Source organism: Shewanella sp. 10B, assembly GCF_023475885.1.
GTDB lineage: Bacteria > Pseudomonadota > Gammaproteobacteria > Enterobacterales > Shewanellaceae > Shewanella > Shewanella mangrovisoli.
Window position 1 is genome coordinate 409,635 of sequence record NZ_JAMDJO010000003.1, and the last position, 19,563, is coordinate 429,197.

A 19,563-nucleotide genomic window follows, 5' to 3' on the forward strand; every position below is an offset into this window, starting at 1 on the left:
GCGCTCATAACGCCAAAGGCGAATTATGCCTTAGTAACCTGCGGCATAACCATCTTTACGGCTCTCTGATGCGCCGCGGTAAACGCCCGTTTCGGCATTAAAACCAATGGCTTGATATCCACCAAAATCGCCGAGCCCATCGCGTAGCACATGGCCTTTCTTAATTAGCTCACGGCGAGTTTCAACGGGGAAGCCTGATTCTAAGCTTACATAGCCACCGTCATTCATCACCTCGCCCGTAGGCTCGGTCGAACCTGTGTGCAAAATTCTGGGGGCATCGCCCGCTTCTTGCAAGTTCATTTTAAAATCAATCAGATTAACAATAATCTGCGCGTGCATTTGCGGCTGTGTTGCACCGCCCATCACGCCAAAACTCAGCCAAGGTTTACCGTCTTTAGTCACAAAGGCGGGAATAATGGTATGGAAGGGACGCTTACCCGGCGCATAAGTGTTGAAACGACCTTCGGTGAGATCGAACATCTGCCCGCGATCCTGTAATACAAAGCCGAGATCCGGTGGCGTCATACCCGAGCCCATACCGCGATAGTTACTCTGGATCAGCGACACCATATTGCCGTCTTTATCAGCAGTGGTGAGATACACAGTATCCCCATGTTGCAGCGCAGGATTCCCCGCATCGACACTCTTAGCCGCCTTGTTTAAGTCAATAAGTTTGGCGCGATCGTAATTGTATTTTTCCGAAGTCAACTCTTTAACTGGCACTTTGTTAAAGGCCATATCGGCATAGAATTTCGCGCGGTCGGCAAAGGCGAGTTTTTTGGCCTCTACAAATAAATGCACGTATTCGGGGCTGTTAAAGCCCATGGCCGCGACATCGAAGGGCTCCATGGTTTTTAAGATCTGTAGTGCAGCAATCCCCTGCCCGTTGGGCGGCAGTTCCCACACATCGTAGCCACGGTAGTTGGCCGATACGGGTTCAACCCAGTCGCTAGTATGGCTGGCGAGGTCTTCATAACTGAGGTAACCGCCTTGCGCCTTAATGTATTTATCTATGCTCTTGGCGATATCGCCCTTGTAGAAGGCATCGCGACCGCCCTTGGCAATTTTCTCGTAGGTGTTTGCTAATGCAGGATTTTTGAAGATTTCCCCTACCGCAGGCATTTTACCATTGGGCATATAGGTTTCTTTAAAACCGGGGAACTGACCGAGTTTTTTACCACTGCCATTAAGGTAATAGGCAATCAGCTCAGAAACGGGGAAACCTTCGCGGGCATAACGAATCGCTGGGGCTAAATTATCGGCCATAGGCAGTTTGCCGAACTTATCGTGCAGCTCATACCATCCATCCACCGCACCGGGAACCGATACGGGCAGCGGCCCAAAGGGCGGTAAATAATCTAGTCCGAGGGATTTAAGCTTCTCTAGGGTTAAGGATTTGGGGCTACGACCCGAAGCATTGAGACCATAGAGCTTTTTATCTTTAGCGCTCCAGACGATGGCAAATAAATCACCACCAACCCCGGCCCCAGTAGGCTCGACTAAACCCAACATGGCATTGGCGGCAATTGCCGCATCCACGGCACTGCCGCCCTGTTTTAATACATCAATCGCCACCTGAGTCGCTAGCGGTTGGCTGGTCGCCGCCATCCCATGGGTGGCATACACTTCTGAGCGCGTCGCAAAGGCTTTACCCGTGATCCTATCCATGGCCAACACTCCCGATGACGACATTGCTGTCGCCACTGTGACTAAGGTACAAATTGATTTTATTGTTTTTATCATAATTCCTCCCACTCTGGAGGAATTAAGGTAACAAGGAAGGCTGAAAATATCAGCAATCTAGCGTTTTTTTGCCCAAGTTAAACGTAAGCAAAAATGTCATACTTTATGCTGATACAGTGACATATCCTCTACAGTCTGCTTAAGATTCAAATAGCACCAGGGAATGTGGCTCAGTGCTTAATCCCACTCGCTGTCCGACATTCAACTGCATGATTTGGCTACGCACTTCGACATAATGGGCGTGGGACGCCGCCTCGACTTTCACCCAGTAATGGCAAAATGCCCCGAGGAAGCGCCGCTCGGTAATAGTGCCTACGCCCGCATCATCGGCGCTGAGCGCCAATTGCTGTGGCCGCAAAAACACTTGGCCATTGAAAGCATGGGATTGCGACAAGGGCGTCAGGCTGCGCAGCTCGCCAATCGGGGTGGCAACACTATGACCATCGAGCACTTCGGCAGGTAGATAGTTGCCACTGCCCAGAAAATCCGCCACATAGCGGCTATTAGGCGCAGCGTATAAGTCTTCGGCGCGGCCATGCTGCACTATCACACCTTGGTTAAAAATGGCCAAGGTATCGGCAAAGACGAAGGCTTCGTCCTTACTGTGAGTCACAAATACGGCGCTGACATTACGCTGTTTGAGAATGCTGCGGATCTCCGCCATCATGCTGTGGCGCACTTGGGCATCGATATTCGAAAAAGGCTCATCGAGTAACAGTAATTGCGGCTCATAGGCAAGCGCGCGGGCAATCGACACCCGCTGCTGCTGCCCACCGGACAACTCATGGGGATAACGCTTGGCTAAACCTTCGAGTTTCACTAGGGCAAGCATGTCATCCAAGCGCGCCTTGCGCTGCGTAGCCGTTAATTTTGCTACGCCAAAGAGAATATTCTCGGCGACGGTCAAATGGGGGAACAAGGCATAGTCTTGGAAGATCATCCCTATCCCCCGTTGCTCACTCGGCACAAATTGCCCCGCACCGCTGACGGTCTTGCCATTAATTTGAATTTCACCTTGGCTGATGGCCTGCAATCCAGCCACCGCCCTGAGCAAAGTGGTTTTGCCGCAGCCACTTGGGCCTAACAGCGCAAGGATTTCCCCTTGAGCAAGGGTTAAATCTAAGCCTTTGAGTACCTGTTGGCCCTGATAATCGCTATGAACTTGATGAAGATTGAGGGTGCTGGTCATCGGCTATCTTGCTCCAAGGAACGGTTTAAATAAATCAGTGGGACTAAGCCCACGAGCACAATCACAATGGCGGGCAAGGCGCCATGTTCAAGCTTTTCGTCTGAGACAAACTGGAAAACATAGGTGGCGAGATTCTCAAACCCTATAGGCCGCAGCAACAATGCCGCCGGTAATTCTTTCATGCTTTCGATAAACACCAGTAGCGCCCCAGCAAATAATCCCTTGGTGAGCAGCGGCAGATGCACTCTTTGGAGCAAACGTCGAGGGCTTTGCCCTAAGGTCAGGCTCACCATGTCCAGTGACGGCGAAATACGTTTATAACTGGTCTCCACACTGCCAATCGCAATAGCCACAAAGCGCACACAAAAGGCAAAAACCAGTGCGACCGTACTGCCCGTAAGCAGGAGCCCTGGGCCTGTCATCCCCAACCAATCGGCTACGTCATTAATCGCAAAATCGAGCAGGGTTAACGGCACCAGCACGCCAATCGCCAGCACTGTGCCAGGCAAGGCATAGCCAGTCGATGCCAAGCGTGATGGCAGCGCATCGCTCGACCTTGGGCTCACGCGGCGGATGAACATCAATATCAATGCAATCGCGCAGCACACTAGGCTAGTAATAAGTGCGAGGCTCAAGCTATTCACACTCAATTGCCAGAAAATCGGATCCCAGCTCTGCTCAAAATAATCGATGGCATAGGAGAGTAAAATGCCGCTTGGCAGTACAAAGGCCAGCAGTAACAAGGTGATGCAATAGCCGAGGGCAAGCAGGGTTTGCATTGGTGAGAGCCGATATAAATCGCTGGCTTGAATACGGGACTGTTTTTGGAATAGCTGCTGTTTACGGCGGGCAAAGCGTTCCATTCCAATCAAGCTAAACACGACCAAGAGGATAATGGCCGAAAGCTTAGCCGCCGCTGTCAAATTGCCATAACCCAGCCAAGTGTCATACACGGCTGTGGTCAAGGTGGGTACGGCAAAGTAGTTAACTGTGGCAAAATCCGCCGCGGTCTCCATCGCCACTAAGGCCACGCCCACGGCCAAAGCGGGCCTTGCCATAGGTAAGGATAAACGCCAAAAACTCTGCCACGGCGAGCAGCCCATAATCCTCGAAGCGTGGGCCAAGCTTAGGGATTGCTCCATAAACGCGGTGCGCGCCAACAGATAAATATAGGGAAAGAGCACCAGCGACAACACGCACGCCGCGCCGCCTAAGGTACGGATATCGGGGAAAAAGTAAGCCTGCGGCGAACTCCAACCAAACACTGAGCGAAGCCCTGTTTGCACTGGGCCTGCGTAATCGAGTAAATCGGTATACACGTAGGCGACTATGTAGGCTGGCATGGCCAAGGGCAGCAATAAGGCCCATTGCAGATAACGCCTAGCGACAAACTCACAGCGCGCCATCAACCAAGCGCAGGGCAATGCCAGCAAGAGTGAGCCAATACTCACCCACAGGATCAACCATAGGCTGTTGGAGATGTAGGTGGGTAGTACGGTGGAGAGCAGATGACCAAAGACGGCCTCATCGGGCTGCGCCGCCTGAAGAATTAACGCAAAGAGGGGTAACACCAGTAGCGCGGCTATGGCATAACCAGTAAGCGACCAGCTTCTGGCTAATCCTAAAATCATGTGGATCCTTTAACCTAAGTGCGCCAATTAAGGCGCACTTTTCACTTTTACTATTTCTAGTTGCTATAACCGCTCAGCTAGAGATCGAACTGAACTTCATCTAACAATTTCACCGCCGCTTGGTGGTATTCCGCCAGCTTGAAAATCGGTAATTGGTCGGATTTAAACTCGCCCCACGAGGCGACCAAGGTTGAAGGCGCGACATCAGCTTTCACCGGATATTCCATGTTTACTTCGGCATAGGCTTTTTGTGCCACATCCGCAGACAGGAACTCCATCAACTTGATGGCATTGTCTTTATTCGGCGCATGGCGAGTCAGCACCATACCAGACACGTTCACATGGGCACCGCGATCGGCTTGATTCGGGAAGTTAATTGCCACAGCCTCTGCCCAGCTCTTTTGCTCTGGATCTTGCAACATATTGCCGTAGTAGTAGCTATTGCCGATGGCGATATCACACAAGCCTTCTTTAACCGCCTTCACCTGCGCCCTATCGTTACCTTGAGGCTTGCGTGCTAAGTTGGTTTTCACACCTTGCAACCAAGTCTTAGTGTCGGCCTCACCGTGGTGGGCGATCATCGACGCGACTAAGGCGATGTTGTAAGGATGCTTACCACTGCGCGTACAGATCTTGCCTTTGTACTTAGGATCGGCCAGTTCTTCGTAGCTGATGGCTTGTGGGCCGAGGCGATCTTTTGCCGTATAGAGATTACGCACACGCATCGTTAAGGCATACCATTGTCCATCGGGATCACGGTATTGCGCGGGGATATTGCTATTAAGCTGCTCACTTTTCACGCGAGAAGTCAGGTCTTTGTCGACTAATTCAACCAAGCGAGAGAAATCTGAAGTTAACACTAAATCAGCGGGGGATAAGCGTCCTTCACGGGCGATCCGCTCGGCAATACCGTCTTTCGCAAATACTACATTCACAGCAATGCCAGTTTCATCGGTGAAACGCTTCAGAATAGGCTCAACCAAAAACGCTTGGCGATAGGAATAAACCGTTAATTTTTCATCCGCATGTGCAGACTGCGCAACCGACATTAACCCAAGTAAAGCGGCACAAGTTACCCATTTCATTAGCGATTTCTCCTCAAAATGATGACATCAAGCGTGAGTCAATTCTTAAGACTATTAATGATAATAGTTATCAGTTGCGCAAGAGTAATAGATCAAATGAACTAGGGCAATAGATTGATTAACTTTTTGTTTTTAATGAAATTAAACTTAAAACTGGAGATTATCTCAAACCAAACTAAACTGAACCTTAATTCGCTTAAAATACATGAGGAGGCGTTATGTTAGGCGCGTTACTGCTGCTTGTCGTCGTGATAGCGCTACTCGCGTTTATGGTGCTCAAACGGGGGCCTAAAAAGCGCAAGCATTTTGTCAAACTCATGGATAACGCGAAAAAGAAAAATCAACGGCTTGCAGGGCAAGAAAGGCGCTTCCATTGCGTCAGCATCGAAAATGATGGCAGTTGTTGTGAGCAGGTAGATGAGCTCAAAGGGAAACGTTTTCTGTCAAAGGAAGCCCCTGAACTCCCGATGGAAGAATGCACTATGGCCAATTGTCAGTGCCGCTATCAACACTATGACGATAGACGCCAAACGGGTAACGACCGCAGAGTCGATTACGGCATAACTAAGGATCTCTACGGCGCGTTTGGTGAACATAATCGCCGTGAGACCCATAGAGGCCGCCGCTCAACAGACCACTAATGCCTTTTACGCTGGGCGAGTTTCCACAAACGCGGGGAGATCGCGCATCTCACTAAACCAGAGCGAGGTCGCGGGAGCCACTTTACGCCAATCGAGTTCTGGATGTCTGAAATCCACATAATCTAATAAGCAAATTAAGGCTAATTGCGGTGCCTGAATCGTTGCCTGAGTGATCACGCTCTGATGTTCCATTTGCATCAAACCTCGCAGAAGCGCTTGCTCAAAACGCGATGTCCAAAAGGCCGACCTCACCCCTTCTTCTTCACGCATTTGTTCTTGGCGCAATTTTACCGCACTGTCGATCAGCCCTTTGATCATCGAATACTGGCATTGCAATACCCAATTATTTACTTGGCCACCAAACATCTGCTGCTCACCTAATTCGGCGTCTAAATAGCGCATAATCACTTCGCTATCGAAGATAGGTACGCCATCGTTGGTGATGAGGCAAGGGATCTGCCCAAGCGGGTTAACATCGAGCAGCTCGGCGGTGTTTTCCATCGGATTGACTAAAACTTCTTCGATATCCTTAATCCCTAAATAACGGATTAATGTGCGAACACAGCGAGCATAGGGTGAAGCGAGGGAGCAGAGCAACTTCATCAAAAAATCCTTCTATATGACTGACATTAAAACGATTAAGACTAATTATTTGTCATTAACACTCAAATGATTACCAATACTTCTCGACGGTAATTTGTCCCGGAGCGCGGCGTAGGTTTTTAGCTAATCCCTTGTCGAGCAAGGCTGCCTGCGCGCCGCTGATCATCCCCGGATTACCACAAATCATCACCTGCGAATCCGCGGCATTGATAGTTAACCCCACTTTACGCTCAATTTCGCCCGAGACGAGACCATCGGGAATACGGCATTGCAGTGCATCGTCGACCTTTTCACGGGTGACGGTTAAACACAGGATAAACTGATCAGGATATTGCGCGGCATAAGCCTTTAATTTATCAAGGTAGGCTAAGTCTTTAGCTTCGCGGACACCATAGACAAGCACGACTTTTTCGAAACGCTGCCAAGGCTCGGCCGTATCGAGCATAGATAAGAATGGCCCCACGGCCGTCCCCGTTGCTAACAACCATAAGTGCCGGCCTTGCGCTGCTCCCTTAGGGATCTCATCTAAAGTCATAAAGCCTGTGGCGGTTGGGGTGATCTCAATTTCATCCCCTATGGCAAGATTTTGTAATTGTGGGGATAACAGCCCTTCTTCTACGGCGACAGCCAAGATTTCAGCATAGGGTTTATCGGGGGAATTCACGAGGGAATAGGCTCTGGCGACACGCTTATCATCTTGTACTTGGCTGAGTTTAATAAATTGACCCGGAATAAAGGGCGCCAGTTCGGCCGCTATCCGCAGCGAAAATAATTTATCACTCCAATCAATACGTTCGATAACCCGTCCCCTAGTCCACATAACTCGCCCTCAAGCAAAACGTTAAATAGATCCCTAGCATAGACTGTTATCTGCACAACAAAAACCCCTTATTGCAAGGGGCTTAAAACAAGAAGGATGGAACTGCATTGAGCGTTAAGTGCGAGGCATTAAGCGCTAGCCGTTTGTGTCTCATCTGGTTTTTTATTGAAGCTATCCCTAAAGGCCTGCAATCCTTCTTGCACTAAACCATAGGTTTTATCGACGCCATCGGCAATATCCCCTTGCAACACTTTAAGGCCAGACAAAATATCTCGAGCCTCCTTAAAACCATTGTCGATAGCGCCGCCTATGATGTTCATAAAACTGTCGAGCTGCTCATCCAAACTCATATTCGAATTTTGCTGTTGGTGAATGCTAAAAAACTGGGTCGCAAAACTCACAATCCGACCAGCCGTTGCCTCGGGGGAATAATCGACCTGATTGTCATAGTTAGCTTGAGTCGAATTTGGCCCCATCGAAGGCGCTAATTCTTTATCTATCGCTTCAATTGCCGCGCGATAAAGTAACGCCATGGATTGATCACCGGACTTTAAACTCACTTCCTCCTGCGCCGACAGAATCGCCTGATTCATTAACTGCTTACTGGTTTGATACGCAGTTTGTTTGCCGGGCGCTTCCACATTTTTCGTCTTTTCAGCAGTGGCAGGTACGTTTTCGGCATACTTGCGGTGGGACGAAGAAGCGCTCTGTACCTGTGCAGGGTTGTTGATTTCCATGATACAAAATCCATTCAATTTGGGGTGACTCTATTATCGACCAAAATTTGAGCAACTTTAGTATTTTTCTCAATTGCAGTACCATCACAATCTAAGGCAATGATACCCATAATGAATTTATTCGCCTCAGCGTCGCACTTGCATGCGCTCATCAGATAAGGATATACGGCATGGCAACTCCCCAATGGCTAGCAGTGGTTACTCACTCCTTGCGAACCATCCGCTTAAATAAACTTCGGCTATCACACACTCTACTGTTAGGTCTGTTACTCTTTACCAGCATAGGACTCAGCCCCATCAATCAAGCTTTTGCCGATAATCGATTGATTATTTTGGTAAGGCATGCCGAAAAAGCCGACGCTCCAGCAGGCGATCCGTCCCTTTCCGATGATGGTCGTACACGTGCCCTCGCGCTGATTGGCGCCTTGCAAAGGACGCAGATTTCGCAACTGATCGCGACCCAATATCAAAGAACTCAGCAAACCTTGTTGCCTATGTCTTCGGAGCGGCATCTGCCTATTACTGTAGTCGCAGCCGAAAAACCACTCGAAGCCCATATCCAGCAAATCGTTGAACAAGTACATGCCGTGAAAGGTAACAGCTTAATCGCGGGGCATTCCAATACCGTCCCACTGATCATCAAGGCTCTTGGCGGCCCAGAAATCCCCACCATCGCTGAAGATGATTACAGTCAGCTGTTTTTACTCTCCATCCATGATGGACAGCCAGCGAGCCTTATCTCCACCCGTTATGGACACGAATAGAGGATAACAAGATGCAAGAATTGAATTGGTTTATGTGGGGACTGGATCTCTTCTCAGGGCTATTTTTAATCCTAGTGGGCTTTGTCGTTCTAGCGATTGTGTATATGTATATCGCCGACAAGCTACAAACCAAGCAGGCCGTGCGCCACAACTACCCTGTGATAGGTCGCTTTCGGTATTTATTTGAGAAACAAGGCGAGTTTTTTAGACAATACTTTTTCGCACAGGACAGGGAAGAATTGCCCTTTAACCGAGCCGAGCGGAGCTGGGTATATCGAGCCGCGAAAAACGTCGACAGAACCATCGCCTTTGGCTCGACACGCCCGCTAGACAGCACGGGCGCCATAATGTTTATGAATACCGCCTTTCCCACACAAGATGAAGATATCACGCCAATTCTGCCTCAAACCATTGGCCCCCATTGCCGTGAGCCCTACACCACTAAGGCCATTTGCCACATCTCCGCCATGAGCTTCGGCGCCCTGTCACGCCCTGCCGTCACCGCCTTATCCCACGGCGCTGCACAGGCGGGATGTTGGTTAAATACCGGAGAAGGTGGCTTAAGCCCTTACCATTTAAAAGGTGGCTGCGACTTAGTCTTTCAAATTGGTACCGCTAAATACGGTGTACGTAATGAGCACGGCCATTTAGACGATGACAAGCTCAAAGAAATCGCCGCCCACCCCGAGGTTAAAATGTTTGAAATCAAAATGAGCCAAGGAGCCAAACCAGGCAAGGGCGGTATCTTGCCGGGGATAAAAGTCACCGAGGAGATCGCCAAAATTCGCGGTATCCCGCAGGGCCATGATTCCATTAGCCCCAATGGTCATATCGAGTTTAAAAATGTGGGCGATATTCTGGATATGATTGCCAGAGTACGTGAAGTCACGGGTAAACCCACAGGCATTAAAGCCGTACTTGGGGACGTTCAATGGCTCGAAGATTTTTGCGATGAAATTGAGCGCCGTGGCGAAGCCTCTGCCCCCGACTTTTTTACCTTAGACAGTGCTGACGGCGGCACGGGCGCCGCCCCTCAACCCTTAATGGATTATGTGGGCTTGCCCCTTAAAGAGAGTTTACCCATATTAGTCAATATCTTAATTCAGCGAGGGCTGCGTAAACGCATAAAAGTGATCGCCTCAGGCAAACTCATAGTGCCATCGAGGGTTGCTTGGGCGCTCGCCTTGGGTGCAGACTTTATCGCCTCGGCCCGTGGCAATATGTTTGCCCTCGGATGTATTCAAGCGCTGCAATGCAACAAGGATACCTGTCCGACGGGTATCACGACTCACAATAAGAAACTCCAGCAAGGTCTTGATCCTAGAGACAAATCGACTCGCGTCGCTAATTATAACCATAACCTACACCACGATTTAGCCCTGATCGCCCACTCCTGTGGCGTGACAGAGCCAAGGCAACTCAAGCCGTCCCATGTGAGGATTGTGCTCGAGAGTGGCTTGTCGGTTTCGCTGGATAAGTACTATTCCCATATCAATCAATAGTTAACTTGACACTGTATGCATTTCGTACGACTTTCGTCTAAAGTTAATTTAGCAAAAGGTAATTTGAACACGTATCACAAAAGGGGTAAGATCCGTGATACGCGCTTGAGATTAAACAACTGCATATTAAGTTAAGGAAACACTGTGAAAGCAAGCTTTGTAAGCCATATGCCAGACAGTAAAACTGCCAGCACTAGCTGTAAGAGCTGTAATCGCTTGACTGAGATCGAAGGCGAATTAGTGTGTTTTCGTGAAGGCCAAGTGATTCGACTCACTAAAATTGACGAATCTACCACCAAATTCAATCTGTTATGTGAAGGTTGGAAGGCTGGAAAACCAAAGGGAATATAATTTCTTATATTCCCTATTTCGTTTGTCTCATCGCTTAATTCAGGCCACGAACATCCGCATTATATTCATTAGTTCTACGAATAATCCCTGCCAATTCAAGTTCTTGATTCATTTTTGCCAGCGTTAAACGTCTTGTGGTCACTTTAAGGCCTGCGTTTAACTCTGCGTGAATGCGTTGTAGCGAATCATAATCCACACCGCGCTTTTTAAGGGTTGCCATAATCGCAAACCAATCTGTGCTTACTTTCTCTTCTCTGCCTTCAATATTGACTCTTAATGCCATATTTTCCATGCCAAGCACCTCTTATCGTTATTTGCTTGGATTCGAGTATAGAGAGCCGAACCTGAATAAAAACTGAATTGTCCCAACGCTGTTACACTTCTACCGAAAGCTGTTGTTGCTCATTTTGTATGCGCCACAACTTAGCGTAGAGACCATCCTGAGCCAGTAAAGACTGATGATTCCCCTGCTCGACAATTTCCCCTTGGCTTAAGACCACGATTTGGTCGGCGTCGACTATGGTCGATAACCGATGCGCCACCACTAAACTGGTATGCCCTTTGGCGACCTCGCGCAGTGCCGACAGAATCGCCTGTTCCGAACGGCTGTCGAGGGAGGATGTAGCCTCATCAAACACTAACACCGGAGAGCCTTTTAAGATCGCCCGCGCAATGGCCACGCGTTGTTTCTCCCCACCCGAGAGCTTTAATCCCCGCTCACCTACTTTGGTATCCCAACCTTGGGAGAGCGACGCAATAAAATGCTCTAAATGTGCGAGTTTGATGGCATGGCGCACTTCTTCATCCGTCGCATCGGGACGGCCATAACGAATGTTCTCCACTAAGGAATCATTAAATAACACTGTATCCTGCGGCACTATAGCAATGGCGCGGCGCAGTGCATCCTGGGTTAATTGACGAATATCCTGCCCGTCAATCAAAATGCGCCCTTGCTCCACATCGTAAAAACGGAATAGCAATTTGATGAGCGTAGATTTACCTGCGCCGCTATCCCCAACCACCGCGACTTTTTTCCCCGCCGCCACCTTAAAGCTGACGTTGCGCAGTATCGGCCTGTCATCGTAGCTAAAACTCACATGCTCAAAACTGAGCTCGCCGCGCTTAGGCTCAAAGTCTAAGGCATCGGGTTTATCCACTATGCGAGGGTGCTTATCGAGCAAACTGAACATCCGCTCAATATTGGCTAAAGCTCCGCGGATTTCACGGTAGACAAATCCCAAAAAGTTGAGCGGCATAAAGAGCTGCATCATAAAGGCATTGATCAGTACAAAGTCACCTAAGGTCATCTCATTATTAGTCACTTTATAGGCGGCTAACGCCATCATCGCCGTCATCGCCAACGCGATAATCAGCGCTTGGCCACCGTTGAGGGCAAATAGTGATAAACGATTCTTACGTTTAGCCACTTCCCATTGGTCTAAGGCTTGGTCATAACGGTCCGATTCATATTTCTCATTATTAAAATACTTCACGGTTTCATAGTTGAGCAGACTGTCGATGGCGCGGGTGTTGGAGAGTGAGTCGGCCTTGGCCGCATCACGGACGTATTCGGTGCGCCACTCAGTCGCCACCACCGAAAACCAAATGTAGGCCATCACAGAGGTAAAAGTGATAGCGGCAAAGGCAATGCCATAATTAAAAAAGAAAATACCAATAACCATGGCGATTTCGAGTAGGGTCGGCACTATGTTAAACACCATAAAGCGCATCAAGAAGCTCACGCCACTGGTGCCGCGCTCAATATCCCTCGACAAGCCGCCCGTGCGCCGCTCTAGGTGAAAATCCAAATCGAGTCGATGCAGGTGGTCGAACACCGCGAGGCCCAATCGGCGAATGGCCCGCTCTGTGACACGGCCAAATAGGGTGTCGCGGATTTCGCCCGTGATGACTGTTAATAGCCGCACTGCGCCGTAGGCTAAAACTAATCCGATAGGCACACTCAAGGCCTGCGCGGTTTTATTGGCATCCAAAGTATCGACTAAGTCTTTCAGAATAAAAGGCAAACCCACGCTGGCAAGCTTAGCGACGATAAGGCAAGACATGGCTAACGCCACCCGGCCCTTGTATTCGAGCAAATAAGGCCAGAGCAACTTAACCACGTGCCAATTGAGCTTATCGATGGGACCTTCAAAATACAGTGTTGGGCGCATATGTCTAAACCTTTGCCAAAGTCGCTCAATTGTAGCAGCATGGCGCACGTTAAGGCGAAACCAAACAGGGAAAGTTTGAATAAAATCAATCAGATTTTTCTGACAGACAAAAAGCGGCCCGCTTGGCAAAATATCTCTGGCTTACCGAAATAAAAATGTCATGCTAACGACTTACGCTCAGAGAGTTCGCAAAGCGAATATTAAGGTGAAAAAATTCTGAAACAAGCTTGGCTTTATCAGAACAGTAACCGTTAAAATAGGCCAGAACATCAAGGGTTCGACTGTTGATTATTTTGTCGGTTTTACCCAAAATGTCCCTCGGACTAAAGATTTCAAGCAGCAGGATTTGCAAACATCTGGCCGCAGATCCGTGTGTACAAACAAGTTCCGCACTCGTTCTGCGATAACATTAAAGATAACTCAAATAAATCAAGATCAAAGGATGCTTTATGTTGGATTCAGCTAAAGTTCAATACCCGCCATTACCACTGATCCAAACTTGGGTGTGGATGATGATCGAATCAGGCAATCCAGAAATTCAGGACAAAGGCAGAAATAACCTGATTGCTGCTTTTGGTAGCTTGGCCAAAGCTAACGAATACTTAGCCGAAATGAGCAAGAAATAATAAAAATAAAGGCGCCGGGATAGCGCCTTTATTTTTGGTCTTAAATCCGATTAAACCCGCTGACGACGTTCGATAACACTCTGATTTAACACTGCGAGTAAACGCTCTGTATCGTCCCAACCAATACAGGCATCCGTGATACTCTGACCGTAGCATAACGCCTGGCCTTCAATCAGATCCTGACGCCCTTCCACTAAGTGGCTTTCGACCATCACACCGAAAATCGCCTTATTACCCGCAGCCAATTGTTCGGCCACATCGTTCGCGACTTCCATTTGGCGTTGATATTGTTTGCTGCTGTTGGCATGGCTGAAGTCGATCATTATGTTGTCGACCAGCTTGGCCTTTTTCAGTTGTTCGCTGATCTGCGCCACATGGCTGGCACTGTAATTAGGCTCACGGCCGCCACGCAGAATGATATGGCAATCGGGATTACCTTTAGTCGACACAATCGCCGAATGGCCAAATTTGGTTACCGATAAGAAGTGGTGCGGCGCATTCGCGGCGCCAATAGCATCGATTGCCACCTTAATAGTGCCATCGGTACCATTTTTAAAGCCTACAGGGCAAGACAGCCCAGAAGCCAATTCGCGGTGTACCTGCGATTCTGTGGTGCGCGCGCCGATGGCGCCCCAGCACATCATATCCGCCACATATTGCGGGGTGATCATATCGAGGAATTCACCCGCGGTAGGCATGCCAGAGTCATTCAAATCGACCAAGAGTTTACGCGCGGTACGCAAACCATCGTTCAGTTTGAAGCTGTTATCCATATAAGGATCGTTGATGAGTCCCTTCCAACCCACTGTGGTACGCGGCTTTTCAAAATAAACACGCATCACCACTTCGAGCTGATCTCGATAACGTTCTCTTAGCGCAACCAGTCGCTGGCCGTATTCCAATGCGGCCTTAGGATCATGGATTGAGCAAGGACCAATGACGACTAACAAACGATCATCTTGGCGAGCGAGAATGTTATGGATACTTTGACGGGCGTTAAACACAGTTGCAGCAGCGTTTTCGGAAGCAGGAAATCGTTCTAGAATCGCAATCGGTGGAAGTAACTCTTTGACTTCATTAATGCGAACGTCATCATTTTGGTAATACATAATTTACTGCTCCAACTCTCGTGTTTAGGCTATTTTTATCGCTGCAATAGGGGATCTCAACTGCAATACTGAGTTCAATTTATCCAGTCTGCGCCGTTAATGCAACCAAGTTGTCTCCATTTCAAAAAATCAGCTATAACGTCTTGTTTTAACATATTTTTAAAAAATACAAATTCAAATATTTCAATATGATACTCACATTGAAGTCGATGTAGTGTTTGACGAAAAAACAAAGTGCTAGCGAAAGCCAAAAATAAAAAACCTCCTTTGCCAGTAATCAGACGCAAACAAAGGAGGTTGAGTAAAGGATTAATGTTGCTGCATGGCCTGCAGTTTTGCCTGATAGCGATGTTTATCTGTGGCTTCGCGGCTCAGAGCCATGGCTTTTTCCATATTGAGTTTGGCACGTTTTTCATCGCCCAGCGCCCAATAGGTGCGTGACAGGCCAAAGAAAAACTCATGCCGATAATCGGCTTTATCCACGGCCCTTTGATACCAAGCGAGCGCCTCGCTGTATTGGTGCTCGTCATAGGCCTGTTCACCCATATCGTAGTAGTAATAAGGATTACGAATACGCGCTAACTCCAACACTTTATTGACCTGCGCCCACTCTTCTAAACGGCCCTGATCACCTAAAATCACCGCCAAGTTATAAAGCGTCGTCATATCATCGGCATCGTATTTGAGTGCATAGCGATAGACTTGCTCGGCCCGCTTTTCATCGCCCTTGTGGCGATAAATCACGGCTAAGGTGTTGAGCGCAGGAATAAAGTGTCCAGATTTTAAGCCCGCTTTAATCAGCGCATAGGCGCGGTCTAAATCCCCTTCGACCAAGGATTCGGCGGCCATATTGTTATAGAACATGCTGGTTAAGGTCTGGCGATTAATTTGCACTTTATTGTAGCCCCGCAGAGCTCGCTCGGGCATAAAGTCGACCAGAATCGCATGAGCCGACACATACACAGTGTGCACGCTCTCGGCGGGTAGCAAGCGTAGATTGACATGGCCGTTGATCAGATAAAACTCGCCCTGTTTGTCCCACACGGGTTCAATCGCAATATCCTGAAACTCGGTGCCAATTTTAAACACATCCGCTAGCGCCGATGTCATCACCACCAGCGACATACAATTCCCCGCGCGCTGGGCGTAGGTTTCGCTGGCGGTTTGAGTCAAATTATCTTGATAGTGAAAATCGCTGTGGCCACCGAGCTGATTGGCATTGATATAACTGGCTAACCATTCATGCACCGCGATAGGGTTTTTCGTCGATAAGCTGTAACGGTCGTAGGCTCGCCTAACATCGGCGGCCACAGAAGGTGGAAGGCTGAAAATATCCTCGACGCTAGGAATATTACTGACAGATTTAAACAACGAATCTGCAAATAAGGCATCTATCTCATCATCACTAGGTTTTGGGGCTGTCGAGCTGCAACCCCATAAGAGTAAAAGTAATAATGAGCAGATAATGCCGCTAGAGATGGTGCGCAGTTGTATCATGAGATGTCCCCCAGACCATAAGGCTCCTATTTGAGCTTATTACACTTGGCCAAAAAGACGTCATAAAATGGTTACAAAAAATAACGGCCTGCCACAAAGGATTGCGGCAGCTTAAGGGTTAACGCTGCACCGGAGGGTCAACCTTGATATACACATCCTGCTGCTGATAACGATAAGGGCGGTAGTTATCCTGACCACAAGTAAAGTAGCGGTAAGGCTTTACCTGGGCGATACAACCGAGTGGCAGAGCCTGCAGAATTTGAATTTGCTCCTGTCTTCTCAAAGATTCCTGCCATTCATAATCTTTTAGCACTTGGTCGCGTACGGCAAAGGCATCGAATGGCTCATCCGAGCGAGTCACTACGACTTGCCCAGCCAAAGCGGGCAAGGCTAAGAGTGTACTCAGAATGCCCCCAAGCAAACAGGTGCGACTGAGTGGTGCAGTGAGATCAAAGTTTAAGCGCATCATTCGCTCCTTGTGGTATCAGCATGGCAGTCGAAGACCCATAAAAAAAGCAGAGCACTTGGCTCTGCTTTACTATCCTCTTATCCCTTAGAGGCATCAAGTCATATCAACACCTGTTAGCCTGCACTTTTGACAGTGACAAACTCTGGGTAAGCATCGATTCCACAGTCAGACGCATCCATACCGTTATATTCTTCTTCCTCTGTAACACGGATGCCCATGGTCATCTTGAGTACAAACCACACCGCAAACGACGCGCTAAATACCCATGCGAAGATAATCGCTGCGCCAGTTAACTGCGCTGTGATAGTCGCGTCGGCATTCGATAAGGGGACACACATCAAGCCGAGGAAACCCGCAACGCCGTGCACTGAAATCGCACCCACAGGGTCGTCGATCTTGATTCTGTCCAGACCAACGATAGAGAACACGACTAAACCACCAGCCACCACACCAATCACACCCGCCATCAGCAGCGAAGGTGACAGCGGATCGGCAGTAATCGCCACTAAGCCCGCCAGAATGCCGTTGAGGATCATGGTTAAGTCCGCTTTACCCCAAATCATTTTGCACACAATTAGGGCAGAGATAGCACCAAAAGCGGCTGCGGTGTTGGTGTTTACGAAGACCTTAGCGACAGAGCTAGCGTTGGCCGCATCTGAAACCATTAATTGTGAGCCACCGTTGAAACCAAACCAGCCCATCCACAGGATAAACATCCCTAAGGTCGCCATTGGCAGGTTAGAGCCTGGGATTGGGTTGACTTGGCCGTTAGGGCCATATTTCCCCTTACGAGCACCGAGCAGTAACACCCCAGCGATAGCCGCAGCAGCACCTGTCATGTGCACAATACCGCTACCTGCAAAGTCTACAAAACCTAAGCTAGAAATAAAGCCTTTACCCCAAGTCCAGTAGCCTTCAACAGGGTAGATAATGCCTGTCATCACCACGGAGAAGAACAGGAAAGCCCATAACTTCATCCGCTCCGCTACGGCGCCAGAGACAATCGACATCGCCGTTGCCACAAACACCACTTGGAAGAAGAAGTCAGATTCTAAGGCATGGTTAGCATCTTCGGCTTGTGAGCCAATCAGCGTACCGAGTGAAGGCAACCAACCACCTTCGGCATTGTCGACGTACATAATGTTGTAGCCAATCAATAGGTACATCACACAGGCAATCGCGTATAACACCACGTTTTTAGTTAAAATTTCGGTGGTATTTTTAGAGCGCACTAGGCCAGCTTCGAGCATGGCAAAACCCGCCGCCATCCACATAACCAAAGCGCCTGAAATCAAAAAATAAAAGGTGTCGAGTGCAAAGCGCAGTTCAGAGACTGTCACGCCTAATTTTGTTAGTTCTTCCATCTTCCGCCCCCTATAGCGCTTCAGTGTCGAGTTCACCCGTACGAATACGGATGGCATGTTCTAAGTCGATAACGAAAATCTTTCCGTCACCAATTTTTCCCGTATGAGCCGCACTGGTAATCGCCTCAATCAGCATGTCGAGATTTTCTGCTTTAGTGGCAATTTCTAGTTTTACTTTTGGCAAAAAATCCACCTGATACTCGGCGCCACGATACAACTCTGTGTGCCCCTTTTGACGGCCAAAACCTTTAACCTCGGTCACCGTCATCCCCTCAATACCAATACCGGCGATAGCTTCACGGACATCATCCAATTTAAATGGCTTGATGATAGCGCTGACTAGTTTCATCCTGACCTCCAAAAAACGCGATTGTTATTAACTTGTAGCCAAGATAATTCAATCATTAGGCCAGAATTTCAATATATTGATTTTAAACAAATAATAAGGAATGCACTTGAATTAACCGATTAAAAATGCACCAGACTTGTGCAAGCGTGAGGGCGACGCACTCTTTTAGTGAGCAATTTAAGTGCACGCCATATTCGACCTTTGCCCTATTGGTGAGGCTGCCTAATTAGGGTTTACTAACAGTGCAAAAAACAAACAATTCACAAAATAAGCAGAGCAATCGCTAAACGATGCCTTTATTCCACCCGCGCAGAAGGAACGCCCGATGTTAAAACCTGAAGAATGTGTACTCGTTATCGTCGATGTGCAGGGAAAGCTCGCTCAGATCATGGATAACTCAGCCAAGCTTCATCAGCAGTTGAGTACGCTTATCCAAGGCGCACAGCTGTTTGAAATCCCCATCCTCTGGCTCGAGCAATTACCCGCCAAACTTGGCTCGACCACCGAAGAGCTAAAAACCTTGCTCGAAAGAACCGGCTCGCCCATTGCCAAGCAACATTTTAGCGGTTGGTATTGTGATGAATTTGCCAATGCACTAACCCAAACTCGGCGCAAACAGGTCTTGCTTGCGGGGATAGAAACCCATGTCTGCGTGTACCAAACCTGCCGCGATCTGCTCGACCAGCACTACTCGGTGCATCTTGTCGCCGATGCGGTGTCTTCCCGCAGCGTTGACAATAAGCAGTTGGGCATTCAGATGATGACCGCCAAGGGAGCAACCCTCACCAATGTGGAGTCACTGTTATTTGAACTGCAACATGAAGCTCAGGGAGATAGATTTAAGGCGCTGATTAAATTGATTAAATAAGGTTGATTAAATAAGGTGAGAAGAGAGCTTGTTCAAGCTCTCTT

20 protein-coding genes are annotated in these 19,563 nt (G+C 48.5%); 6 read left to right on the forward strand and 14 right to left on the reverse strand.

The features are described from left to right. Positions 1 to 30 precede the first annotated feature (30 nt). The 4 genes from ggt to M0415_RS14065 form a co-directional block, all read right to left on the reverse strand. Positions 31 to 1,743: a gamma-glutamyltransferase gene (gene ggt / locus M0415_RS14050; protein WP_249556227.1), complete on the reverse strand. Its 1,713-nt coding sequence runs from the start codon at positions 1,741 to 1,743 to the stop codon at positions 31 to 33. 139 nt (positions 1,744 to 1,882) lie between these two features. Beyond that, positions 1,883 to 2,932: an ABC transporter ATP-binding protein gene (locus tag M0415_RS14055; protein WP_220053882.1), complete on the reverse strand. Its 1,050-nt coding sequence runs from the start codon at positions 2,930 to 2,932 to the stop codon at positions 1,883 to 1,885. Next, the gene (locus M0415_RS14060) at positions 2,929 to 4,563 is read right to left on the reverse strand and encodes an ABC transporter permease (RefSeq protein WP_249556228.1); all 1,635 of its coding nucleotides are present in this window, start codon (positions 4,561 to 4,563) and stop codon (positions 2,929 to 2,931) included. Before M0415_RS14060 ends, M0415_RS14055 begins: the two co-directional genes overlap by 4 nt. Positions 4,564 to 4,640: 77 nt before the next feature. Next, positions 4,641 to 5,648: a Fe(3+) ABC transporter substrate-binding protein gene (locus M0415_RS14065; RefSeq protein ID WP_249556229.1), complete on the reverse strand. Its 1,008-nt coding sequence runs from the start codon at positions 5,646 to 5,648 to the stop codon at positions 4,641 to 4,643. A 218-nt stretch (positions 5,649 to 5,866) separates the two neighbouring features. Here M0415_RS14065 and M0415_RS14070 point away from each other — a divergent pair, with 218 nt between their 5' ends. Beyond that, positions 5,867 to 6,289, forward strand: coding sequence for a hypothetical protein (locus M0415_RS14070; protein ID WP_220053885.1), 423 nt, complete (start codon positions 5,867 to 5,869; stop codon positions 6,287 to 6,289). 6 nt (positions 6,290 to 6,295) lie between these two features. On the opposite strand, the gene M0415_RS14075 is transcribed toward M0415_RS14070, so the two are convergent. The 3 genes from M0415_RS14075 to M0415_RS14085 all read right to left on the reverse strand — a co-directional run bounded on the left by M0415_RS14075 (position 6,296) and on the right by M0415_RS14085 (position 8,449). Then, the gene (locus M0415_RS14075) at positions 6,296 to 6,892 is read right to left on the reverse strand and encodes a glutathione S-transferase (RefSeq protein ID WP_011718305.1); all 597 of its coding nucleotides are present in this window, start codon (positions 6,890 to 6,892) and stop codon (positions 6,296 to 6,298) included. A gap of 70 nt (positions 6,893 to 6,962) precedes the next feature. Next, a complete protein-coding gene (locus tag M0415_RS14080; RefSeq protein WP_249556230.1) occupies positions 6,963 to 7,712 on the reverse strand; it encodes a ferredoxin--NADP reductase in 750 nt (249 codons plus the stop codon). Positions 7,713 to 7,840: 128 nt separating this feature from the next. Next, on the reverse strand, positions 7,841 to 8,449 hold the full coding sequence (locus M0415_RS14085; protein WP_249556231.1) for a DUF5610 domain-containing protein: 609 nt from the start codon (positions 8,447 to 8,449) through the stop codon (positions 7,841 to 7,843). 170 nt (positions 8,450 to 8,619) lie between these two features. Between M0415_RS14085 and M0415_RS14090 the strand changes: the two genes are divergently transcribed. From M0415_RS14090 to M0415_RS14100, 3 genes are all read left to right on the forward strand, one after another. Next, positions 8,620 to 9,213 (forward strand): histidine phosphatase family protein, encoded by a 594-nt coding sequence (locus M0415_RS14090; protein WP_249556232.1) that lies wholly within the window; start codon positions 8,620 to 8,622, stop codon positions 9,211 to 9,213. Between the two features lie 11 nt (positions 9,214 to 9,224). Next, entirely contained in the window at positions 9,225 to 10,715 is a 1,491-nt protein-coding gene (locus M0415_RS14095) for an FMN-binding glutamate synthase family protein (RefSeq protein ID WP_220053889.1), read from the forward strand. A gap of 144 nt (positions 10,716 to 10,859) precedes the next feature. Beyond that, positions 10,860 to 11,066: a hypothetical protein gene (locus M0415_RS14100; RefSeq protein WP_011718310.1), complete on the forward strand. Its 207-nt coding sequence runs from the start codon at positions 10,860 to 10,862 to the stop codon at positions 11,064 to 11,066. Between the two features lie 34 nt (positions 11,067 to 11,100). Here the strand turns inward: M0415_RS14100 and M0415_RS14105 are convergent, their stop codons facing one another. Together M0415_RS14105 and M0415_RS14110 are read right to left on the reverse strand one after the other, a co-directional pair. After that, positions 11,101 to 11,358: a hypothetical protein gene (locus tag M0415_RS14105; RefSeq protein ID WP_088210143.1), complete on the reverse strand. Its 258-nt coding sequence runs from the start codon at positions 11,356 to 11,358 to the stop codon at positions 11,101 to 11,103. A gap of 82 nt (positions 11,359 to 11,440) precedes the next feature. Next, positions 11,441 to 13,237 carry an ABCB family ABC transporter ATP-binding protein/permease gene (locus M0415_RS14110; protein ID WP_088210142.1) on the reverse strand — a complete coding sequence of 599 codons (1,797 nt, stop codon included), beginning with the start codon at positions 13,235 to 13,237 and terminating at the stop codon, positions 11,441 to 11,443. Positions 13,238 to 13,686: 449 nt separating this feature from the next. Between M0415_RS14110 and M0415_RS14115 the strand changes: the two genes are divergently transcribed. Next, positions 13,687 to 13,863, forward strand: coding sequence for a hypothetical protein (locus M0415_RS14115; protein ID WP_011624090.1), 177 nt, complete (start codon positions 13,687 to 13,689; stop codon positions 13,861 to 13,863). A gap of 50 nt (positions 13,864 to 13,913) precedes the next feature. Here the strand turns inward: M0415_RS14115 and aroG are convergent, their stop codons facing one another. The 5 genes from aroG to M0415_RS14140 all read right to left on the reverse strand — a co-directional run bounded on the left by aroG (position 13,914) and on the right by M0415_RS14140 (position 18,651). Continuing rightward, positions 13,914 to 14,972, reverse strand: coding sequence for a 3-deoxy-7-phosphoheptulonate synthase AroG (gene aroG / locus M0415_RS14120; RefSeq protein WP_249556233.1), 1,059 nt, complete (start codon positions 14,970 to 14,972; stop codon positions 13,914 to 13,916). 309 nt (positions 14,973 to 15,281) lie between these two features. Next, complete coding sequence (locus M0415_RS14125; protein WP_088210140.1) at positions 15,282 to 16,469, reverse strand: tetratricopeptide repeat protein; 1,188 nt, start codon at positions 16,467 to 16,469, stop codon at positions 15,282 to 15,284. A 118-nt stretch (positions 16,470 to 16,587) separates the two neighbouring features. Next, positions 16,588 to 16,935 carry a hypothetical protein gene (locus M0415_RS14130; RefSeq protein ID WP_249556234.1) on the reverse strand — a complete coding sequence of 116 codons (348 nt, stop codon included), beginning with the start codon at positions 16,933 to 16,935 and terminating at the stop codon, positions 16,588 to 16,590. Between the two features lie 116 nt (positions 16,936 to 17,051). Next, complete coding sequence (locus M0415_RS14135; RefSeq protein ID WP_249556235.1) at positions 17,052 to 18,302, reverse strand: ammonium transporter AmtB; 1,251 nt, start codon at positions 18,300 to 18,302, stop codon at positions 17,052 to 17,054. 10 nt (positions 18,303 to 18,312) lie between these two features. Beyond that, positions 18,313 to 18,651 carry a P-II family nitrogen regulator gene (locus tag M0415_RS14140; protein ID WP_011624095.1) on the reverse strand — a complete coding sequence of 113 codons (339 nt, stop codon included), beginning with the start codon at positions 18,649 to 18,651 and terminating at the stop codon, positions 18,313 to 18,315. Between the two features lie 325 nt (positions 18,652 to 18,976). Here M0415_RS14140 and M0415_RS14145 point away from each other — a divergent pair, with 325 nt between their 5' ends. After that, positions 18,977 to 19,519 carry a hydrolase gene (locus M0415_RS14145; RefSeq protein ID WP_220053894.1) on the forward strand — a complete coding sequence of 181 codons (543 nt, stop codon included), beginning with the start codon at positions 18,977 to 18,979 and terminating at the stop codon, positions 19,517 to 19,519. The last annotated feature ends 44 nt before the right edge of the window (positions 19,520 to 19,563 follow it).

Bases quoted from the DNA above. Each gene is read 5' to 3' on its own strand.
- ggt (WP_249556227.1), bottom strand. From the start codon at position 1,743: ATGATAAAAACAATAAAATCAATTTGTACCTTAGTCACAGTGGCGACA.
- M0415_RS14055 (WP_220053882.1), bottom strand. From the start codon at position 2,932: ATGACCAGCACCCTCAATCTTCATCAAGTTCATAGCGATTATCAGGGC.
- M0415_RS14060 (WP_249556228.1), bottom strand. From the start codon at position 4,563: ATGATTTTAGGATTAGCCAGAAGCTGGTCGCTTACTGGTTATGCCATA.
- M0415_RS14065 (WP_249556229.1), bottom strand. From the start codon at position 5,648: ATGAAATGGGTAACTTGTGCCGCTTTACTTGGGTTAATGTCGGTTGCG.
- M0415_RS14070 (WP_220053885.1), top strand. From the start codon at position 5,867: ATGTTAGGCGCGTTACTGCTGCTTGTCGTCGTGATAGCGCTACTCGCG.
- M0415_RS14075 (WP_011718305.1), bottom strand. From the start codon at position 6,892: ATGAAGTTGCTCTGCTCCCTCGCTTCACCCTATGCTCGCTGTGTTCGC.
- M0415_RS14080 (WP_249556230.1), bottom strand. From the start codon at position 7,712: ATGTGGACTAGGGGACGGGTTATCGAACGTATTGATTGGAGTGATAAA.
- M0415_RS14085 (WP_249556231.1), bottom strand. From the start codon at position 8,449: ATGGAAATCAACAACCCTGCACAGGTACAGAGCGCTTCTTCGTCCCAC.
- M0415_RS14090 (WP_249556232.1), top strand. From the start codon at position 8,620: ATGGCAACTCCCCAATGGCTAGCAGTGGTTACTCACTCCTTGCGAACC.
- M0415_RS14095 (WP_220053889.1), top strand. From the start codon at position 9,225: ATGCAAGAATTGAATTGGTTTATGTGGGGACTGGATCTCTTCTCAGGG.
- M0415_RS14105 (WP_088210143.1), bottom strand. From the start codon at position 11,358: ATGGAAAATATGGCATTAAGAGTCAATATTGAAGGCAGAGAAGAGAAA.
- M0415_RS14110 (WP_088210142.1), bottom strand. From the start codon at position 13,237: ATGCGCCCAACACTGTATTTTGAAGGTCCCATCGATAAGCTCAATTGG.
- M0415_RS14115 (WP_011624090.1), top strand. From the start codon at position 13,687: ATGTTGGATTCAGCTAAAGTTCAATACCCGCCATTACCACTGATCCAA.
- aroG (WP_249556233.1), bottom strand. From the start codon at position 14,972: ATGTATTACCAAAATGATGACGTTCGCATTAATGAAGTCAAAGAGTTA.
- M0415_RS14125 (WP_088210140.1), bottom strand. From the start codon at position 16,469: ATGATACAACTGCGCACCATCTCTAGCGGCATTATCTGCTCATTATTA.
- M0415_RS14130 (WP_249556234.1), bottom strand. From the start codon at position 16,935: ATGCGCTTAAACTTTGATCTCACTGCACCACTCAGTCGCACCTGTTTG.
- M0415_RS14135 (WP_249556235.1), bottom strand. From the start codon at position 18,302: ATGGAAGAACTAACAAAATTAGGCGTGACAGTCTCTGAACTGCGCTTT.
- M0415_RS14140 (WP_011624095.1), bottom strand. From the start codon at position 18,651: ATGAAACTAGTCAGCGCTATCATCAAGCCATTTAAATTGGATGATGTC.
- M0415_RS14145 (WP_220053894.1), top strand. From the start codon at position 18,977: ATGTTAAAACCTGAAGAATGTGTACTCGTTATCGTCGATGTGCAGGGA.